The organism is Glutamicibacter sp. ZJUTW (genome assembly GCF_008370855.1).
Lineage (GTDB): Bacteria > Actinomycetota > Actinomycetes > Actinomycetales > Micrococcaceae > Glutamicibacter > Glutamicibacter nicotianae.
This window is the reverse complement of sequence record NZ_CP043624.1, coordinates 995,087-1,011,910: the sequence shown is the minus strand read 5'-3', so window position 1 is coordinate 1,011,910 and position 16,824 is coordinate 995,087. Positions and strand designations below refer to the sequence as shown.

The following is a 16,824-nucleotide window of genomic DNA, read 5'->3' as shown; positions in this document are numbered from 1 at the left end:
CAGTGGCGGACCGGGCGCGCGTGCGCCCGCGGTAACTGCTCTTGGTTGTTCGGGTTGATGCAGATAGCCATTGTGGATATCCGCCCTAGCATGAGTACCGATTGATGCTTGGCATCTCGACTTCGGTCCACCGATTCTCTCGGACCACTGGAACCTCAGGCCACAGCCGATTTAGCTGTGAATACTCATACGCGAAGTCAATCTCCTGCCCGATGCACCCAATTTTGGACACACCTGTGACAAGACACTGCTGCTTCAAGTGTACTACAGAGAACCCCTTGCCCCGCACCGCGGTTTCGGTGATGTGCAGCCCATTGCCTTGCCCACAATCCGTTCCCCCGGTTGCCCATGATCCATGTTCCGGGGACACCTTGGAAGGATGAAAATCAAGTATCTCTTCGCAGGATTGCAGGTTCTGCTGCTGGCCTTCAGCTTTCCTCCGGCCGCGCCCACGGACGCCGAGCCGCAGCAAGTCCAGATACCTGCCGCACTTGCCGCCACCAATGGCTGGCGCTGGCCGCTGGCTGGCGAACCGGCAATTCTGGCGCCCTTCGACAAACCGGAGAAAAATTGGCTTCCCGGGCACCGAGGCGTGGACTTGGCAGCCAGCGCTGGTGATGCCGTTTTCGCACCGCAGCGCGGCCGGGTCTCGTTTGCTTCAGTGATCGTGGATCGGCCTGTGCTGGTTATCGATCACGGTTCCGGGTTCAAGACCAGCATCGAACCGGTTTCCGCTGAAGTCTCGGTGGGCGACTGGGTGGAGGCCGGCACCAAGGTGGGCCAGACAGCAACCGGGGCGCATTGCTCTGGCCGTTGCATCCACTGGGGTGTGCGCCTCGATGGAGAATATATCGACCCGGTATTGCTGATCCGCGACATGCGTCCATCGATTCTCTTGCCGTTGAACGAATGACGCGGCATCGCCCGAGGGCCGCACGAGCCGGATCACCATCCGGCTCCAATGCACTACTTCACACACCCGTGCATCCAGCGGGATCAGGCTGTGCACTGGAGCGGAACCGGGAACAAGAAAATCGTCCAGCAACTCATTTTTCAATAGCTGCTGGACGATCTGCCTTGGTAGGGAGTGACGGACTTGAACCGACGACCAAGGGATTATGAGTCCCCTGCTCTAACCAACTGAGCTAACTCCCCACATGGGTCCATCGCCGAAGCGGTGCAACCACACTCGAAATATTCTAGGGCATCACTAGCCGAAACACCGATTTGGCGCACCCAATGATGACATTCCGGCTAGTGGGTGCTCACTTCTTGGCCCCGGTAGAGGGCTTCGAAGGAGTTCATCGTCTTTTCCTGCGCGTGGTTCTTCACCTTTTCGTGCCCAGCTTCACCCATCTTGGCGCGGCGCTGCTCGTCCAAGGCCAGAACCTGGTCCAGCTTGTTGGCCAGATCCTGCCGATCACCCGGCGTGAACATATAGCCATTGACGCCTTCATCCACCAGATGCGGCAGCGCCATCGCGTTGGCCAGGACCACTGGCTTGGACGCCGAAAGCGCCTCAAGTGTCACCAATGACTGCAGCTCGGCGGTGCCTGGCTGGCAGAATACGTCGCAACGCAGGTAGGCCTGGCGCAATTGCTCGTCACTGACGTGTCCCAGGAAACGGACGCGGTCTCGGATCTGCAAATCATCTGCGATCTTCTCCAGATGAGCGCGCTGCTCTCCGCCTCCGACGATCTCGATGATGGCGTCAGGCACCTTGCTCATCAGAGGCAAAGCCTCGATCAGCTCGTTGATGTTCTTTTCCACCGCGAGGCGGCCCGCGAACAAGATCGTAGGGAACTCATTGCGGATGATTTCTTCCCCGTCCGCCAGCTCGTAGTTGCCGATCTCAATGCCATTGGACAGCGGGAGCACGTGATTCAGTTTGGCCCGTTCGCGCATGGCCTTGGCGGCCAGCGGAGTGGGGGTCGTGACGGTATCCGCACGGCCAAAGATCTTCCCCATGTCTTTCCACGAATTGTGCGCGACAATTCGCTTGAACCATTGCGGGAACGGCAGGAATGGGTCCAGGTTTTCCGGCATGAAGTGGTTCGTCGCGATGGAGCGAACGTTGTTCTTCCGCGCCCATGCGATGGTGCGCTGGCCAATCATGTAGTGGCTCTGGGCGTGGACCACGTCGGGCTTGATATCCGAGAGCAGCTTGCTGATCTGCTTATTGACTTCCCACGGGAACACGATGCGGAAGTATTCATGGGTCGGTACCGAGTGCGATTCCAAGCGATGGACAATAGCCTCATCGCGGATTTCCGTATAGGTCTTTCCCTTGTCGCCACGGGCTGCCAACACGTGCACCCGGTGGCCTCGCGCATGCATCGCCGTAGCCAACCGGTAGCAAAACATCGCTGCTCCGTTAACGTCTGGCGGATAAGTGTCAGCAGCAATGACGATGGTCAGCGGTTTTTCCTTGGCCACGGGCATCCTTCGGCGTTCACACGCGTTGTAGTTTTTGATAGAGAAATTTGCAGCTTCAGTCTATTTGGAATCAGGCATGGATTTTTCGCCTTCGGTCTTGTTCCGGCGTTCGATCACGTCGGGGTGGTGCCTGGACAGCGCGGTCACGCCGACGATAGCCAAACCGGCAGCCACCAGCATCAGCACGGTGACCAGTACCGGGACATCGGGACGCAGCTCTCCGAGGATGCTGATTCCTATGGCAATGCCAATGATCGGATCGATCACGGTCAACCCTGCGATGACGAGGTCTGGAGGCCCTTTTGAGTAGGCCTTTTGCACAAAGTACGAGCCGAGCAACCCGGCGACTGCCACCGATAGTCCAGCCAGCCACGGCAGCTGGAAAAAGCTGCTGTCGCCGATATTCAATACGGCGATGGCAATGGTTCGCACCAGCACGGCAACGAATCCGAAAAGCACACCGGCGCCGAGGATGAAGAAGAACGCGCCAAGCTTCTTGTGGAAGAAGATGGTGGCCAATCCCACGATGGCGACGACTACCGCCAGGATCATTTCAATCAGGTGGGCTTCGGTTTCAGTCACTTCCTGGTTGCCGCTGGTGGCCGTGACTGCCAGCAGCACGAACCCAACCGAACCAACCATGCAGCTGATGATCGCCAGTACGGTGGGACGGTTCATCGTCAGGTCGGTTTCCTTGGCATTGACCATAGCGGTGATCACCAGTGCAATGGCGCCGATCGGCTGTACCACTGTCAGCGGTGCGCTGGCCAGGGCGAAGACGTTCAAGGCCATGCCCAGGGCCATGAGGCCCAAACCGCTCATCCAGCGTTTATTGCTGGCCAGCTTGCCGACATTCTTAAGCGTCAGATCCAGCCCACCGACTGCGTTGCGTACTGCCTGCGATTGGAAGTGCGCGCCAAAGGCAAGGCAAAAGGCACTGCATAGTGCCGCTGCGATAGCGATCCAAACCATGTCAGTGCCTTTCTAGCCTAAGTTTTCAAATGACGGGGCTGGTACACGCGTATTAAGGCCGATACACGGCCCCGTCGGCGAAAGACCTAGGAGCGCTTGAACAATGCCCGGATAACAGCGACCAGTGCCAGCCCGGAACCTGCCATCACGATATATGGACGTGCCTGTTCAGCGCGGTGCGAGCCGACTCTGTCAGCCTCCGATTGGTCTTCGGAAGACGAAGACGAGGAAGGGCGGACAAATCCCTTGGCCTTGGCCGCTGCCCCGGCAAACTTTTCTCCAGCACCGTGGGTGAAGGAACGCACCTTGTCGATCTTGGCCAGCGGAGCCTGCACGCTTTCGCCCAGGTTGTCACGCAGTGCCTGGATCTGGCGGCGGCGACGCTTGGTGCGAAGGACCAGCTCATCGGCGCTCGGTGCCGGCGGCTTCGGTTCCTTCTTCTTGTCTGCGGACTCATCATCCTCAGCCGACTTCTTCTTCAGCGGCTCGTCAAGAGTGCTGACATCGAAGGCGCTGCCATCCTTGAGCACGCCAAAATCGTGGCGGAGTCCGCGAATAGCTGCTTCCGGCTTCAGCGGCAGTGCCTTCTTGACCTTTGAATATCCGACCAATCCCAAGATGGCGGCAATCAGCAAGAAGAAACCTGCAACGATCAATGCGGCGGCCCAACCTGGCAGCCAAAGAGCCAACACGTTGACCAGGGTTACTACTACGGCAATGACGAAGAGCAGCACTACGAGCAGTGCGGCGCCTGCAAGCGCCGCGGCCATGCCAATGCTGATTCCCTTGCCCTTGAGCACGGTGGTCGCAAGCTTGATCTCGTCCGAGAGCTGTTGTGGAACAAGCTCCTTGAGTCCATCAACCTGCGCCTTAGCACTCTTGACACTCGACTTAAGGCTTTCGTCAGCTTGCGTCGATTCAGCTTCAGACATGGTTTCTCCATATTCTCGATCGCTCAGCAACCGGTACAACAAACGCTAACACCCCGGTTGCCGCATACGACTCAGTCTTCAGGCGTAAAACCCACTGCTTTATCTCATGCTGTGGGTGTAACTGGTAACGATTCGAAAGTCTATCGTCTAATCACCTGTGGTTATAGGAGATTCAGGCGTTGCCGGGTTTTCACTTCAATTTTGCGCACCGGCACCACTGTTTTCGGGTAAAGCAAAACCTCCCAGTTGCTGGTGCAACTGGGAGGTTTTCTTGGCTCCTCCAACTGGACTTGAACCAGTAACCCTTCGATTAACAGTCGAATGCTCTGCCAATTGAGCTATGGAGGAATGCAACGAGTAATACTTTAGCACTGGCCAAGTCCGGTTTTCAAATCGGCAGCTCCTCATGCGGAGCACACCTTCCCTTCCCCGATTTTCCGCCATTATTCGCGTGCGACAAGGTGCTCAACCGCCACTGCGAAGCAAATTACTTTCTGTGATCTGCCGCATACCTGGCCAACTCCAGCAGCTGCTGCGCCGACTGCTCCCATGAGTAGTGGGCGGCTCGTTCCACAGCCCGTTGCGAATATTCTTTCCAGGCTCCGGGCTCATCCAGGGTGCGTACTTGGTCCGCGAAACCCTGCGCATCATCTGCCGACGCATACAGCGCGGCGTCTTCTGCGACTTCCCGGAAGATCGGCATGTCGGTGGCAATCACCGGAGTTCCCATGCTCATGGCTTCAACCAGTGGCAGGCCGTAGCCTTCTTCGCGCGAAAGGGTGACCAAAGCCGTGCACTCGCTGAGCAACCGTTCGTATTCCTCATCGCTGACTCCCCGGTGGAATACCACAGTGGCACCTGAAGGAATGAGCTTGGTTAATTCGGCATGACGCTGTTCGCTGATCCCGCTGAGCAGATGCAGCTCATAGTCGGGCAGATGCGCCATACCTCGGATGAGCGTCTCGGCATTCTTGTATTCCATGAAAGAGCCCATATAGATCAGGGTCTTCCTTGGCCGCTGCGCCTGGTCCCGGGGTGCAAAGTTTCCCGTCGGTGCGTTGGACACCAAGCCAATATGCTTCTTGGTCAATCGATGCTTGCGCATCAGCTTGGCGGTGGTGTTGGAGACGGTAGCTACCGCGTCGGCACGATTCAGCAGCATTCTTTGCGGCCAGTAGACCTGGTGGAACAGGAACCACCCGGCACGGATCGGCAGGGGCAGGAATTTCGGCGCGTGCGGATGCGAGTAGTAGATCAAATCATGCAGGGTCAGGATCACGGGATATTTTCGCCCCACGGTCCCCATGGTTTGCATGGGCGAAAACACGACATCAGGGTTGAGCTTATTGACCTGCAAGGCCACGAACGGTTCGAACACACTGGTGGGTCCGGAAATCTTCAAATACGGGACATCTGGAAGCATACCCAGTTGCCTGGTGTCGTTGACCAGCATCGTGACGTCGGCAACTTTGCTGGCGGCTTCGATCAACCCAGCGGTGTACCGGCTGATGCCGTCGTGGTGGGTGATGCGGGTGTATCGAGCGTCGATAACGAGTTTCACGTGCGCAGTTGCCTTTAGTTCGTGGTGCTTACGCTGTCCAGCCTAACGGGTTGCCGGGCCGCGCATCGCCAGATAGCTGATAACCGAGAGGGCCGCGGCAACAACCCAGCCAAGCAGTCCGGCGGCAATCCCCCATGCGCTGGCCACTGCGCCGCCAGCCAAACCGCCGACGGGAACCACTCCAAAGGTGAATAGCCGTCGTGCACTGAGCACTCGTCCCAGCAGGTGCTCGGGAACGATCTGCACGACCCATGAGGAGGCAGCAATGTTGAAGAGCAGCACGATGATTCCCCAGCCCAACGAGAACGTGCCCAGCAGCACCATGGACCACAGTTCTGGTGCGTAGGCTGCGGCCAGTACACAGCCAGTCAATGCCGCCTGCAGTGAACCGGTGTAGACCAATAGCGTTGCCGGCGGAAACTTCCCAGCCAGCTTTCCTGCGACTGCTGCGCCGATCAGCCCGCCGATGCCGCCAATCGAGACGAAGATGCCGTACCCGAATTCGCCAAAGCCGAGCTCGTTGATGATGAAGATCGCCTCCACCGACGAGCCGATGGCCAACCCCAAGTTGGAGAACATCACGGCAACCGTGATCGCCAAGAGCAGCCGATGCCGGAGAAGATATCTGAGGCCGGCGAGCATGCCGCCCTGTTCGGCCGACGGCTTGAGCGTGCCATCAGGGCCTTGCGATGGGCGATGGGAATGCACACGCAGCGCCATCAGCAAGGCCAGCAGGCCCAGTGCCGCCGAGATGCTCAGCAGCGGCGGCGCTCCCCACAGCGCGAAGCCGGTTCCCGCAAGGGCCGGGACAACCACTGTCATGGATTGGTCCGCCGCGCTCAGCGAGGCGATCAGCTTGCTAATGCCCGCTGATCGGTTCTCGGGATCATCTTCGATGAGTTGCGGGACGGCAGTGGTTTGCGACGTTTCGGAAAAGACGTTGCAGATGCCAAGCAATGCGCACAGCAGCATTCCCATCGGGATCGATAGCGCGTCTGCGGATGACAGCACCGCCAAGCACCCCAGCAGGAACAGTTTGGCCCCGAGACCGATGCGCAGCACACGGAACGCGGAATACTTGTCGACCATATGGCCCGCGGGAATGCTTGCGAGCACGAAGGCCAGGGAACCAAGCGCATTGAGCATGCCCATTTGCATGGCGGTTGCCCCGAGGGCGCCAACGAACAACAGGTCAATCGTGATATCCGATAGCGAGCGTCCTGCCGCGTCAGTGGCATTCGCCCCGAGGAGCAGACGCTGGGATCGCTCGGCTTTCCGTGGGCTTACCGTAGTCACCTGCCCTCCCTTGCTCCAACTGTTTGTTCATACATCCTCGCACTGAAAACACAATCAAACGATTAGCGATACTTCTTGAACGCTACAAGTCGAGTCGATTACTCCGCTTCGCTATTGAAAGAGCTAATTATTGAAACATCAACATACAGGTCAGAGGGCAACTTACCACAACCACGTGCCACTGATGCGAAAATTGAGAAATTTTTCCCTGGGAGAAGCCATCGAATTACTCGGCTTGCATTAACTAATTGAAGTGTGTTGTTAATAGATTCTTGTTAGGTGAGCCTGACCAATTATTGATTGTCTCTATCTGAGGAGCATGCTCTTGGGTGCCTCACTGCCTACCCTGCAAATACCTGATCTGCCGCTGCCGATCTACGACGATGCGCTGCTCTGCGCAAACACCGTCCACGTCTACGAAAACGAATCACGTGATGCCATCTCACATGTGGCCAACCGATTGGCATCGGTCAACGCGCCGACAACCGGACCGACCCCGCAGCAGCTGAAAGCACGCATCGACCTGGTCGATCTGCATCGCCCCTTGGGTTCGACCCAGGACTCGTTCACCGAGTTGAACGAGTTGTACTTCAACGACGCGGTCTACTTCCACGACCCGAAGTATGCTGCGCACTTGAACTGCCCCGTCGTGATCCCTGCAGTCGCCGCCGAAAACTTCGTCACGAGCATCAACACTTCGATGGACACTTTCGACCAGAGCGCCGGAGCCACACTGATCGAACGCAAGCTCATCGAGTTCACCGCCGAGCTGATCGGCTTCGAGGCCGGGCAGGCCGATGGAATCTTCACCTCTGGCGGAACGCAATCCAACCTCCAAGCCATGCTGATCGCGCGGAACACCGCGACCGCGAAGCTGCGCGGAACTTTGCCTGAACGGCTGGCCAACCTGCGGATCTACTGCTCGGAGGACGCGCATTTCTCGATTCGCAACGCCGCGATGCTCCTGGGCCTGGGCTACGACGCAGCCGTGTCCATCCCTACCGACGCCCAGCACCGCATGGATGTACAGGCCTTGCGCGTGCAACTTGACGCGGATCGCGCCGCCGGCCTGGTGCCCATGGCCATCTCCGCCACCAGCGGGAATACCGACTTCGGGGCCATCGATCCGCTGTCCCAGTTGCGTGCCATCGCCACGGAAGTCGGTGCTTGGTTCCACGTCGACGCCGCGTACGGTTGCGGTCTGCTCGTCTCCAGTTCCCACCGCCACCGGCTGGATGGAATTGAACAAGCCGACTCGGTCACCGTCGACTACCACAAATCGTTCTTCCAGCCCATCGGTTCAAGCGCCTTGGTGGTCCGCTCTGCGGCTTCCATGGAATCCATCGCCCACTATGCCGAGTATCTGAACCCGCGTGCGGAGGCCGACGCCACCCCTAACCAGGTGGCGAAGTCGTTGCAGACCACTCGGCGCTTCGATGCGCTGAAGCTGTGGGTCACCTTGCGCTCCTTGGGGGCTCAACGCCTGGGCGACATGTTCGACCAGGTCATTGCGTTGGCCGAGGACGCGCAGCAGGAAGTGGCCATGCGCGCCCAGTTGCATATGGCAGCCGATGTGCAGCTGAGCACGCTGGTCTTCTCCTTTGAAGATCCGCAGCACCCTATGGACCTGGCAGAGCACAATGCACTGGCCAACCAGATCCGCCAGCGCCTCTATTCCAGCGGCGAGGCAATGATCGCCGCCACCACCGTCAAGGGCAAGCGGCTGCTGAAACTCACGCTGCTGAATCCGAATACGACCCTGGCCGATATCAACGAGATCCTCGACGCCATCTGCCGCATTGGTTCCGGCATCCTGGCCGAACGCACCCTTGGAGAGAAGAAATGATTCAACCTGCCGAACACTTTCATGCCATCGCCATTGGAGCTGGCCCCTTCAACCTGGGCTTTGCGGCCTTGACCGACGGCTTGGCCGATCTGGATGTCGCCGTGCTCGAAGCCGGAGAGGAGTTCATCTGGCACCCCGGGATGATGCTTCCCGGAACCCACCTCCAGGTTCCCTTCATGGCGGACCTGGTGACCATGGCGGACCCGACCAGCAAGCATTCATTCTTGAACTACCTCAAGGAAAAACAGCGGCTTTACCCGTTCTACATCCGCGAAGACTTCTATGCCTTGCGCGAGGAGTATTCCAACTATCTGGCATGGGCGGCGGAAAATATCCGCAGCGTTCGTTTCGGGCACCGGGTGCTCGAAGCCGACTACCGCGATGGGACCTACCAGCTGTCGGTGCTCACCGCCGCGGGACTGACCCGCTTCACCGCAGACAAATTGGTGCTCGGCACCGGAACCCAGCCTTATCTGCCGCCTGTCATCACACCGGAAGCGCAAGCCAGCGGCAAGGTGCTGCACTCCAGCGACTACGCGTTCCACCGCGAACGGATCCTTTCGCCCCGGGCACCAGGTTCATCTCCGCAGGTAACAGCTGTGCTGGGCAGCGGCCAGAGTGCCGCAGAAGTCTTCCTGGATCTGCTGCGCAGCTTGCCAGCCGAGGACCATCTGGTGTGGGCAACCCGTTCGGAACGCTATTTCCCGCTGGAATACACCAAGCTCACCTTGGAAATGACGTCTCCGGAGTACATCGACCACTTCCACTCCCTGCCCATGGACCAGCGGGATGTGCTTTCAGCTGAGCAAAAGGGGCTCTACAAGGGCATCAATGCGGATCTGATCAACGAAATCCATGAAGAGCTCTACCAGCGAAGCGTCAATGGAGCCCCGAATGTGCACCTGCGCACCGGTTGCGCTGCCACGAGCATCGACGCCGACCCGGATTACCTGGCCGTCCGCCTGCACCATGAACGCACCGGAGAAGACTTGGAGTTCCTTGCCGACAACCTGGTCATGGCAACCGGCTACCGTGCCAGCGCGCCGGACTTCCTGGAAGGCATCAGCCAGCGTATCGACTACCTCCCCGACGGCCGATTCAATGTCGACCGCGAGTATTCCATCGGGCTGGATCAGGACATCTTCGTGCAGAACGCCGAATTGCACACCCACGGCTTCACCGCCCCGGACCTCGGCATGGGCGCCTACCGCAATTCGGTCATCATCAACCGCCTGGCTGGACGCGAGGTCTACCCGGTAGAGCAACGGATCGCCTTCCAGCGATTCGGCGCCGCTGAACTCAGCGGCCTGCCCACTTCCTCCAATGCCAGCGCACGAGCCTAAGGATTTACCGATGACCAGCTACACCTTCCGCCCCGTTTCACTGCCCGACAATTCGGCGCTGCTTCATTCGTGGATTGCCACCGAACACGCCTCGTTCTGGGGCATGCCCAATGCGACCGAAAAGGAGATCGAAGCGGAATACCGCACCTTGCTCTCTACCCCCGGATACGAAGTGCTCCTCGGCATTGACGCTTCGGGCGACGAGAAATTCCTGGTCGAGCTCTACGACCCAGCCGCATCCCCACTGGCCGACGCGTACAACTATGTACGTGGCGATCGCGGATTGCATTTCCTGGCGCCGGCGGCAGCGAACCCCCAGCCCGGGTTCACGCTGGAGGCGCTGGCCGCAGCCATGGTCCAGGCATTCGCCCTGCCTGGAACTGAACGAATCATCGTGGAGCCAGATGTGCGCAACAAAGCCATCCATGCGCTGAATGCCCGCGTCGGCTTCCGACCGGTACGGCCAGTGGAGCTTTCCGAGGCAGACGGCTCGATCAAGCAGGCTCTGCTGTCCATTTGCACCCGCCAGGATTTCGAGAGCGCAACCGGCCGCCGCTTGGAATCCTCGTTCCTCTCCCCCGTGCGTTGGGATATCGCCAATCGCCATGTTCTGGCCAAGGCCTTGGGCGAATTTTCGCATGAGCGCCTGCTGGAACCTGCCGAGCATGGAGAGAACCGATATTCAGTCCAGAAGGACGCGCACCGCTACAGCTTCAGCGCCCAGCGCTACCAGCTGAACCACTGGATGGTTTCACCGCAGTCTGTGGAACACCACGTTTACGTTGCCGGCAGCTGGCTGGCGGCAGACGCGGATGCCATCGAATTCATCACGCTCTTCGCCGAGGAACTCACGCTCTCCCCAGCGCAGCTTCCCACCTATCTGGAGGAGCTCTCCTCCACGTTGAGCAGCCACTGCTACAAGCAGGTCCATGCAACCCATGATTCAGCGCAGCTGGCCGAATTCAATGGCAGCGCCGCACAATCATTCCAGCTCATCGAATCCTCGATGACCGAGGGGCACCCGTGCTTCGTTGCCAACAATGGACGCATGGGCATCGGACGCACCGACTACTTGAAGTACGCCCCCGAAACCGGGGCCGCGCTGCACCTTGGCTGGGCGGCGGCCCACAAGTCCAGGGCGCAGTTCGATGCCATCGATTCGCTGGATTACGAAGGCCTGCTGGCTAGCGAGCTGGATCCAGCCGAACGCCAGCGACTGGACGAGGCCTTGGAGTCCGCCCTGTTCGGTACCGGCTATGCATCCGAAGACTACCTGTTCATTCCGGTACATCCCTGGCAGTGGGAGAACCGCCTGTCGATCACATTCGCCAACGACATTGCCCGCAAGCAATTGATCTGGCTCGGCAGCAGCGCCGACGAATACCAGGCGCAGCAGTCGATCCGCACCTTCTTCAACCTGTCCACCCCGCACCGGCACTACGTCAAGACGGCAATGTCGATCTTGAACATGGGCTTCATGCGCGGCTTGAGTGCCGAGTACATGAAGGTGACTCCGGCCATCAACCAGTGGCTGGGCGAGCTGTTTGCAAAGGATCCGGTGCTCTCGACCCAGCCGGTCGCCCTGCTGCGTGAAATCGCGGCCGTCGGCTACCGCAACCCGCAGTTCGAAGCGGCCACGGCCAAGAGCGATCCGCAGCGCAAGATGCTTGCCGCGCTGTGGCGGGAGTCCCCGATCAGCTTGCTCGGCCCGGAAGAGAAGTTGGCCACGATGGCCAGCTTGCTGCACGTCGATGCATCCGGCCGATCCTTTGCCGGCGCCCTTATTCGCCGCAGCGGACTGGCTCCGGCCGAGTGGCTGAGCCGCTATCTGGATGCCTACCTGATTCCGCTGGTGCATTGCCTGGCAGCCTATGATCTGGTGTTCATGCCGCATGGCGAGAACGTGATCATGGTGCTGGAAAACGGTGTCGTGGAGAAGGTGCTGCTCAAGGATTTGGGCGAAGAGATTGCGGTGCTGTCGGATCGGGTGGAGTTGCCGGAGGAGATCCGCCGGGTGCGTACCGGAGGGGACCCGGTCTTGTCGGTCTTCACCGATGTCTTCGATTCATTCTTCCGCTTCCTCGCCCCGCTGCTGGATGCCGAAGGCCTGCTGTCCGAAGCTGAATTCTGGAAGACCGTGGTGGATCGGCTGCTTGAGTACCGTGGGCAGCACCCGCAGTTCGCTGGCCGCTTCGACGAGCTGGGGCTCTTTGCACAGAGTTTCCCGCTCTCCTGCCTGAATCGCTTACAGTTGCGCAATAACCAGCAGATGCTCGACTTGGCCGACCAGTCCGGAGGACTGCTCTACGCAGGGGATCTGGAGAACCCGTTGGCCGCCGTGGCCGCCCCGGTATCCTGACCGATTACTTTCCCCAGCGCCGCCGCGCCCAGATCAGGCGCGGCGGCGCTGCCGTTCATTGGCCTAGTCAACGCCCCAATCCACAATTCCAGAAGCAGTACGGTGGCTATTGGTGAAATTTTCTTTGGAAAATTACTTGACGCTTCAATCAATTGCTCCTAGTATTTAGTTAAAGCTTCAATCAACATTTCCAAGGAGTCATCATGGTCAACGTCAGCATCATCGGCAAGGGCAACATGGGCCAGGCCATCTCGTCAGTCTTCAGCAAGGCAGGGGCAACCATCCAGCTGCTCGGCTCGGGCGATTCGGCCACCGCCGCCTACGGCGACATCATTGTTCTTGCCGTCCCATACCCGGCCATCGAAGGCATCATCGCCGAGCGCGGCGAACAGCTGGAGGGCAAGATCATCGTGGACATCACCAACCCGCTGAACTTCGAGACCTTCGATTCCCTGACTGTCCCGGCAGACAGCTCGGCCACCGCAGAAATCAGCAAGGCGCTGCCTAACTCGCGCGTGATCAAGGCCTTCAACACCAACTTCGCCTCCACCATCGCTGAAGGCAAGGTCAGCACCACCCCGACCACCGTGCTGATCGCCGGTGATGACGAGGATGCCAAGTCCCAGCTGGCCGATTTGGTCACGGCCGGCGGCCTGCGCGCCATCGACGCTGGCGCCAGCAAGCGCGCCCGCGAGCTGGAAGGCATCGGCTTCATGCAGATCTCCCTGGCTGCCGGCGAGAAGATCGCTTGGACCGGAGGCTTCGGGGTCAACTAATCCCGCCAACCCCTCATGCGCACCATGCCCCGGCGGTGGACAATGTCCACCGCCGGGGCATGGCCGTTCACAAAGCTGCCCGCACTCCCCACCTCTGGCTGGCAGTTGCCTATGTCCGCGCTTGCGCTGCGATCCTGCGGTCGAGTTCTTCAACCCCTGCGCCTTCAAGCCGCGGGAGCACCTGTTTCCTGCCGGCCATGGCGAGGAGAAGATCGAGCAATCCGCCGCGAACCTCGGGTCCCGCCCCGCTGCTGAAATCATCATCGGCTGCCGAGATCCGCAACCCCTTGACCAGGGTGCTGCTGTTGACCGCGAAATCCCTGGAGGCGAAGAATTCTGCCACAACGCGCAGCACCTGGGGATCCGGGAACAGCGGCAGATCCAGCGCCTTGGCGATATCTTGTCCATGCACCACCACTTCGCCCAGCAAACCGGTCACCGAGTTCAGCGGGGCAATGCATTTGGCCGCGGAACGGTTGAAGTTCTCCAGTGTTTCCCGGGGACTGGCCCCAAGCTGCTTGCGCAGCAGCCGTTCATTGTGCCGGCCGGTATTGAATCCGGAGCGGGCCATGCTCGCCAACCAGTGGACGGTGGTAGTGGATCCGGCCGCCGCCAGATGCGCTGCAACGTCACGCACCTGCCAGTTCTCGCACAGCGACGGGGCAGTCCACTGCTCAGGCGCCAAGCCGCCCAGCATTTCTGCCAGCTTTGCACGCTCGGCATCAACCAGCCCCCAGTGCCATTTCGCATCTTTCATGGTGGCCCTTCCCATCGGGTCCAGTTCCGGATCAGCTTCAAGGAGCATACCGGATTGGGTGCCTCGTTATCTTGCCGCTGGTCATCCCCCACTTCTCTGGATCCCCGAAGAAAGTCCCTGAAATCCTTCGGTACTAAGTGTTGCTAAATACCGCTACCTAGTTCTACTATCTACTTGTACTCAATGACGCTAAGTAGAGAGGGGCGCAGCATGGCCTCGCAGATGACCGAGATGCTCAAAGGCACCTTGGAGGGGATCGTCTTGGCGATCCTGGCCGAACGCCCGGCCTACGGATACGAGATCACCACGGAACTGCGCGAACGCGGCTTCACCGATCTGGCCGAGGGGACCATCTACGCACTGCTGGTGCGCATCGAGCAAAAGGGCCTGGTTTCGGTGGAGAAAGTCCCCTCCGAAAAAGGACCTCCACGCAAGGTCTTCACCCTCAACCCCCGAGGCAGGCAGCAGCTCGACGATTTCTGGAGCACCTGGAACCTGCTCGTTTCCCGCATCGACAACCTCCCCCACCCAACCACTCCGAAGAAAGGGCACTGATCATGGTCGCCAAATGGATTGAAACCTTCACTGGATCGCTGGAACAGAAAAAGCAGTACAAGCAGAGCCTGGCGCGCCTCAAGGAGCTGCCGCAGCCCTATGCGAAGGCCGCTGCGGGATTGCAGCGCTACCTGATGAACCAGAGCGGAATCACCGACGCCGAGACGATGATCTCGATGTACGCGGATCTGGCAGACCTCTTCGAAGGGGCGGCCGCCAACAGTACCTCGCTGCGCGAACTGCTAGGCGACGATCCAGCGGAGTTCGCCGACGACTTCGCCCAGGCCTACGGCGGCAAGCGCTGGACCGACAAGGAGCGCGCCCGTCTGGCACAGGCCATTTCCGAAGCGGAAAACGAGACGAAGGAGCAATGACATGAACACCGCACTGGCCCCCGAACCGGCCATCGAGGTCATCGGCTTGGCCACGTCGTTCAAGAACCTGCCCGTGCTGCGCTCACTGGACTTCGCCGTGCAGCCTGGCAGCATCTTCGCCTTGCTCGGCTCCAATGGCGCCGGCAAGACGACACTCGTGCGGATCCTGGCCACCCTGCTGCCCGCCGATGCGGGGACTGCCCGGATCTGCGGAAGGGCAACCTGCGAGAATCCCGCCCAGGTCCGCAGGTCCCTGGGCCTGACCGGCCAGTTCGCCGCCGTGGATGGGGTCTTGACCGGACGCGAGAACCTGCTGCTGGTCGCCCGGCTGCTGCGGCTGCCCGATCCGCCAGCGATCGCCAGCGGACTGCTGGAGCGATTCAGCCTCTCGGACGCGGCCGACCGCCCCGCCGGCACCTACTCCGGCGGGATGCGCCGGCGCCTGGATATCGCCATGGGCCTGGCCGGCGACCCGCCAGTGCTCCTGCTCGACGAGCCGACCACGGGACTGGATCCCCAATCGCGCCGCGAGGCCTGGCAGCTGATCCGCGGCTTGGCCGAGTCCGGAACCACAATCCTGCTCACCACGCAGTATTTGGATGAAGCGGAACACCTGGCCGATCACATCGCCATCCTCCACGAGGGCACCATCATCCAGCAGGGCACGCTGGCCGAGCTGCAGGCCCAGCTGCCGCCGGCCACCACCGAGCTGGTCACCAAGCGGCCGAGCCTCGAGGAGATCTTCCTGGAACTGACCGGCAGCAACCAGCGAACCGAAGGGAGCCAGCCATGAGCATCGCAGCACTGCGTGAAACCCGGATCCTCACGGGCCGCTCGATGCGCCACGTGATGCGCAGCCCCGACAGGATCATCACCACCGCAATCACCCCGGTAGCCATGATGCTGCTGTTCACCTATGTCTTCGGCAGCGCCCTCGGCACTGGCGCCCCCGGTCCGTACATCAACTACCTGCTGCCGGGCATCCTGGTCATCACCATCGCCTCCGGGGTCGCATACACCTCCTACCGGCTGTTCCTGGATCTGCGCGATGGGCTGGTGCAGCGCCTGCGCGCCATGCCGATCTCCCGTTCCAGCGTGCTCTGGAGCCATGTGGCCACCTCGTTGGCGGCCAATTTGCTCTCGCTGGCGCTGGTGCTGGGGGTGGCCGTGGCCATGGGCTTCCGCTCCTCGGCCTCCGTTGCCTCGTGGATCGCGGTGCTTGGGCTGCTGTGCCTGGTGACCCTGTGCCTGACCTGGATCGCCGTGCTGGCCGGATTGAGCGCGAAATCGGTGGACGGCGCAAGCGCCTTCAGCTACCCGCTGATCTTCCTGCCCTTCATTTCCTCGGCGTTCGTTCCCACCGCGGCCATGCCCGGCCCGGTGGCCTGGTTCGCGCAGCACCAGCCGATCACGGCGATAGCCGATTCCCTGCGCGCCTTGCTATCGCAGGACCCCGTGGGCTCCGAGCTATGGGCAGCACTGGCGTGGCTGGCGGGCATTACGCTCCTGGCTTGGGCGCTGGCCGCGCGGATCTACCGGGGCAAGACCACCAGCTGAGCAGCAGATGCCGCATGCAGAGCAGTGCAAGCCCCTAACTTGAACATTGTTCAAGTTAGG

Annotated in this window: 15 protein-coding genes and 2 tRNA genes; 9 read left to right on the top strand and 8 right to left on the bottom strand. The window is 60.3% G+C overall.

Going from position 1 to position 16,824, the window contains the following annotated elements; genetic code table 11:
• The first annotated feature begins 379 nt into the window (after window positions 1–379).
• On the top strand, window positions 380–913 hold the full coding sequence (locus F0M17_RS04775; RefSeq protein ID WP_149596564.1) for a M23 family metallopeptidase: 534 nt from the start codon (window positions 380–382) through the stop codon (window positions 911–913).
• A gap of 165 nt (window positions 914–1,078) precedes the next feature.
• Here F0M17_RS04775 and F0M17_RS04770 read toward each other — a convergent pair.
• The 7 genes from F0M17_RS04770 to F0M17_RS04740 form a co-directional block, all read right to left on the bottom strand.
• A tRNA-Ile gene (locus F0M17_RS04770) sits at window positions 1,079–1,155 on the bottom strand.
• Between the two features lie 99 nt (window positions 1,156–1,254).
• Entirely contained in the window at window positions 1,255–2,442 is a 1,188-nt protein-coding gene (locus tag F0M17_RS04765) for a glycosyltransferase (RefSeq protein ID WP_149596563.1), read from the bottom strand.
• A gap of 54 nt (window positions 2,443–2,496) precedes the next feature.
• Window positions 2,497–3,408, bottom strand: coding sequence for a DMT family transporter (locus F0M17_RS04760; protein ID WP_066139382.1), 912 nt, complete (start codon window positions 3,406–3,408; stop codon window positions 2,497–2,499).
• A gap of 86 nt (window positions 3,409–3,494) precedes the next feature.
• Window positions 3,495–4,340, bottom strand: coding sequence for a phage holin family protein (locus F0M17_RS04755; protein ID WP_149596562.1), 846 nt, complete (start codon window positions 4,338–4,340; stop codon window positions 3,495–3,497).
• A 272-nt stretch (window positions 4,341–4,612) separates the two neighbouring features.
• Window positions 4,613–4,688, bottom strand: a tRNA-Asn gene (locus tag F0M17_RS04750).
• Between the two features lie 139 nt (window positions 4,689–4,827).
• Window positions 4,828–5,901 carry a glycosyltransferase family 1 protein gene (locus F0M17_RS04745; protein WP_149596561.1) on the bottom strand — a complete coding sequence of 358 codons (1,074 nt, stop codon included), beginning with the start codon at window positions 5,899–5,901 and terminating at the stop codon, window positions 4,828–4,830.
• A 42-nt stretch (window positions 5,902–5,943) separates the two neighbouring features.
• Window positions 5,944–7,197, bottom strand: coding sequence for an MFS transporter (locus tag F0M17_RS04740; protein ID WP_149596560.1), 1,254 nt, complete (start codon window positions 7,195–7,197; stop codon window positions 5,944–5,946).
• 325 nt (window positions 7,198–7,522) lie between these two features.
• Here F0M17_RS04740 and F0M17_RS04735 point away from each other — a divergent pair, with 325 nt between their 5' ends.
• The 4 genes from F0M17_RS04735 to F0M17_RS04720 all read left to right on the top strand — a co-directional run bounded on the left by F0M17_RS04735 (window position 7,523) and on the right by F0M17_RS04720 (window position 13,521).
• Complete coding sequence (locus tag F0M17_RS04735) at window positions 7,523–9,043, top strand: aspartate aminotransferase family protein (protein ID WP_149596559.1); 1,521 nt, start codon at window positions 7,523–7,525, stop codon at window positions 9,041–9,043.
• Window positions 9,040–10,386 carry a lysine N(6)-hydroxylase/L-ornithine N(5)-oxygenase family protein gene (locus tag F0M17_RS04730; RefSeq protein ID WP_149596558.1) on the top strand — a complete coding sequence of 449 codons (1,347 nt, stop codon included), beginning with the start codon at window positions 9,040–9,042 and terminating at the stop codon, window positions 10,384–10,386. The genes F0M17_RS04735 and F0M17_RS04730 overlap by 4 nt, the downstream gene beginning before the upstream one ends.
• A 10-nt stretch (window positions 10,387–10,396) precedes the next feature.
• Window positions 10,397–12,745, top strand: coding sequence for a GNAT family N-acetyltransferase (locus F0M17_RS04725; RefSeq protein WP_149596557.1), 2,349 nt, complete (start codon window positions 10,397–10,399; stop codon window positions 12,743–12,745).
• Between the two features lie 203 nt (window positions 12,746–12,948).
• Complete coding sequence (locus tag F0M17_RS04720; protein WP_149596556.1) at window positions 12,949–13,521, top strand: NADPH-dependent F420 reductase; 573 nt, start codon at window positions 12,949–12,951, stop codon at window positions 13,519–13,521.
• Between the two features lie 109 nt (window positions 13,522–13,630).
• Here the strand turns inward: F0M17_RS04720 and F0M17_RS04715 are convergent, their stop codons facing one another.
• A complete protein-coding gene (locus F0M17_RS04715) occupies window positions 13,631–14,278 on the bottom strand; it encodes a maleylpyruvate isomerase family mycothiol-dependent enzyme (protein WP_143181052.1) in 648 nt (215 codons plus the stop codon).
• Between the two features lie 210 nt (window positions 14,279–14,488).
• Here F0M17_RS04715 and F0M17_RS04710 point away from each other — a divergent pair, with 210 nt between their 5' ends.
• Genes F0M17_RS04710 through F0M17_RS04695 form a run of 4 tightly spaced genes read left to right on the top strand, consistent with a single transcriptional unit; the run spans window position 14,489 to window position 16,764 of the window.
• Entirely contained in the window at window positions 14,489–14,833 is a 345-nt protein-coding gene (locus F0M17_RS04710; protein WP_149596555.1) for a PadR family transcriptional regulator, read from the top strand.
• A 2-nt stretch (window positions 14,834–14,835) separates the two neighbouring features.
• Window positions 14,836–15,207 carry a DUF1048 domain-containing protein gene (locus F0M17_RS04705; protein ID WP_149596554.1) on the top strand — a complete coding sequence of 124 codons (372 nt, stop codon included), beginning with the start codon at window positions 14,836–14,838 and terminating at the stop codon, window positions 15,205–15,207.
• 1 nt (window position 15,208) lies between these two features.
• A complete protein-coding gene (locus F0M17_RS04700; protein WP_149596553.1) occupies window positions 15,209–16,000 on the top strand; it encodes an ABC transporter ATP-binding protein in 792 nt (263 codons plus the stop codon).
• Window positions 15,997–16,764, top strand: a complete 768-nt coding sequence (locus F0M17_RS04695; RefSeq protein ID WP_149596552.1) for an ABC transporter permease — start codon at window positions 15,997–15,999, stop codon at window positions 16,762–16,764. Before F0M17_RS04700 ends, F0M17_RS04695 begins: the two co-directional genes overlap by 4 nt.
• Window positions 16,765–16,824 lie beyond the last annotated feature (60 nt).

Bases quoted from the DNA above. Each gene is read 5' to 3' on its own strand.
- F0M17_RS04775 (WP_149596564.1), top strand. From the start codon at position 380: ATGAAAATCAAGTATCTCTTCGCAGGATTGCAGGTTCTGCTGCTGGCC.
- F0M17_RS04765 (WP_149596563.1), bottom strand. From the start codon at position 2,442: ATGCCCGTGGCCAAGGAAAAACCGCTGACCATCGTCATTGCTGCTGAC.
- F0M17_RS04760 (WP_066139382.1), bottom strand. From the start codon at position 3,408: ATGGTTTGGATCGCTATCGCAGCGGCACTATGCAGTGCCTTTTGCCTT.
- F0M17_RS04755 (WP_149596562.1), bottom strand. From the start codon at position 4,340: ATGTCTGAAGCTGAATCGACGCAAGCTGACGAAAGCCTTAAGTCGAGT.
- F0M17_RS04730 (WP_149596558.1), top strand. From the start codon at position 9,040: ATGATTCAACCTGCCGAACACTTTCATGCCATCGCCATTGGAGCTGGC.
- F0M17_RS04725 (WP_149596557.1), top strand. From the start codon at position 10,397: ATGACCAGCTACACCTTCCGCCCCGTTTCACTGCCCGACAATTCGGCG.
- F0M17_RS04720 (WP_149596556.1), top strand. From the start codon at position 12,949: ATGGTCAACGTCAGCATCATCGGCAAGGGCAACATGGGCCAGGCCATC.
- F0M17_RS04715 (WP_143181052.1), bottom strand. From the start codon at position 14,278: ATGAAAGATGCGAAATGGCACTGGGGGCTGGTTGATGCCGAGCGTGCA.
- F0M17_RS04710 (WP_149596555.1), top strand. From the start codon at position 14,489: ATGGCCTCGCAGATGACCGAGATGCTCAAAGGCACCTTGGAGGGGATC.
- F0M17_RS04705 (WP_149596554.1), top strand. From the start codon at position 14,836: ATGGTCGCCAAATGGATTGAAACCTTCACTGGATCGCTGGAACAGAAA.
- F0M17_RS04700 (WP_149596553.1), top strand. From the start codon at position 15,209: ATGAACACCGCACTGGCCCCCGAACCGGCCATCGAGGTCATCGGCTTG.
- F0M17_RS04695 (WP_149596552.1), top strand. From the start codon at position 15,997: ATGAGCATCGCAGCACTGCGTGAAACCCGGATCCTCACGGGCCGCTCG.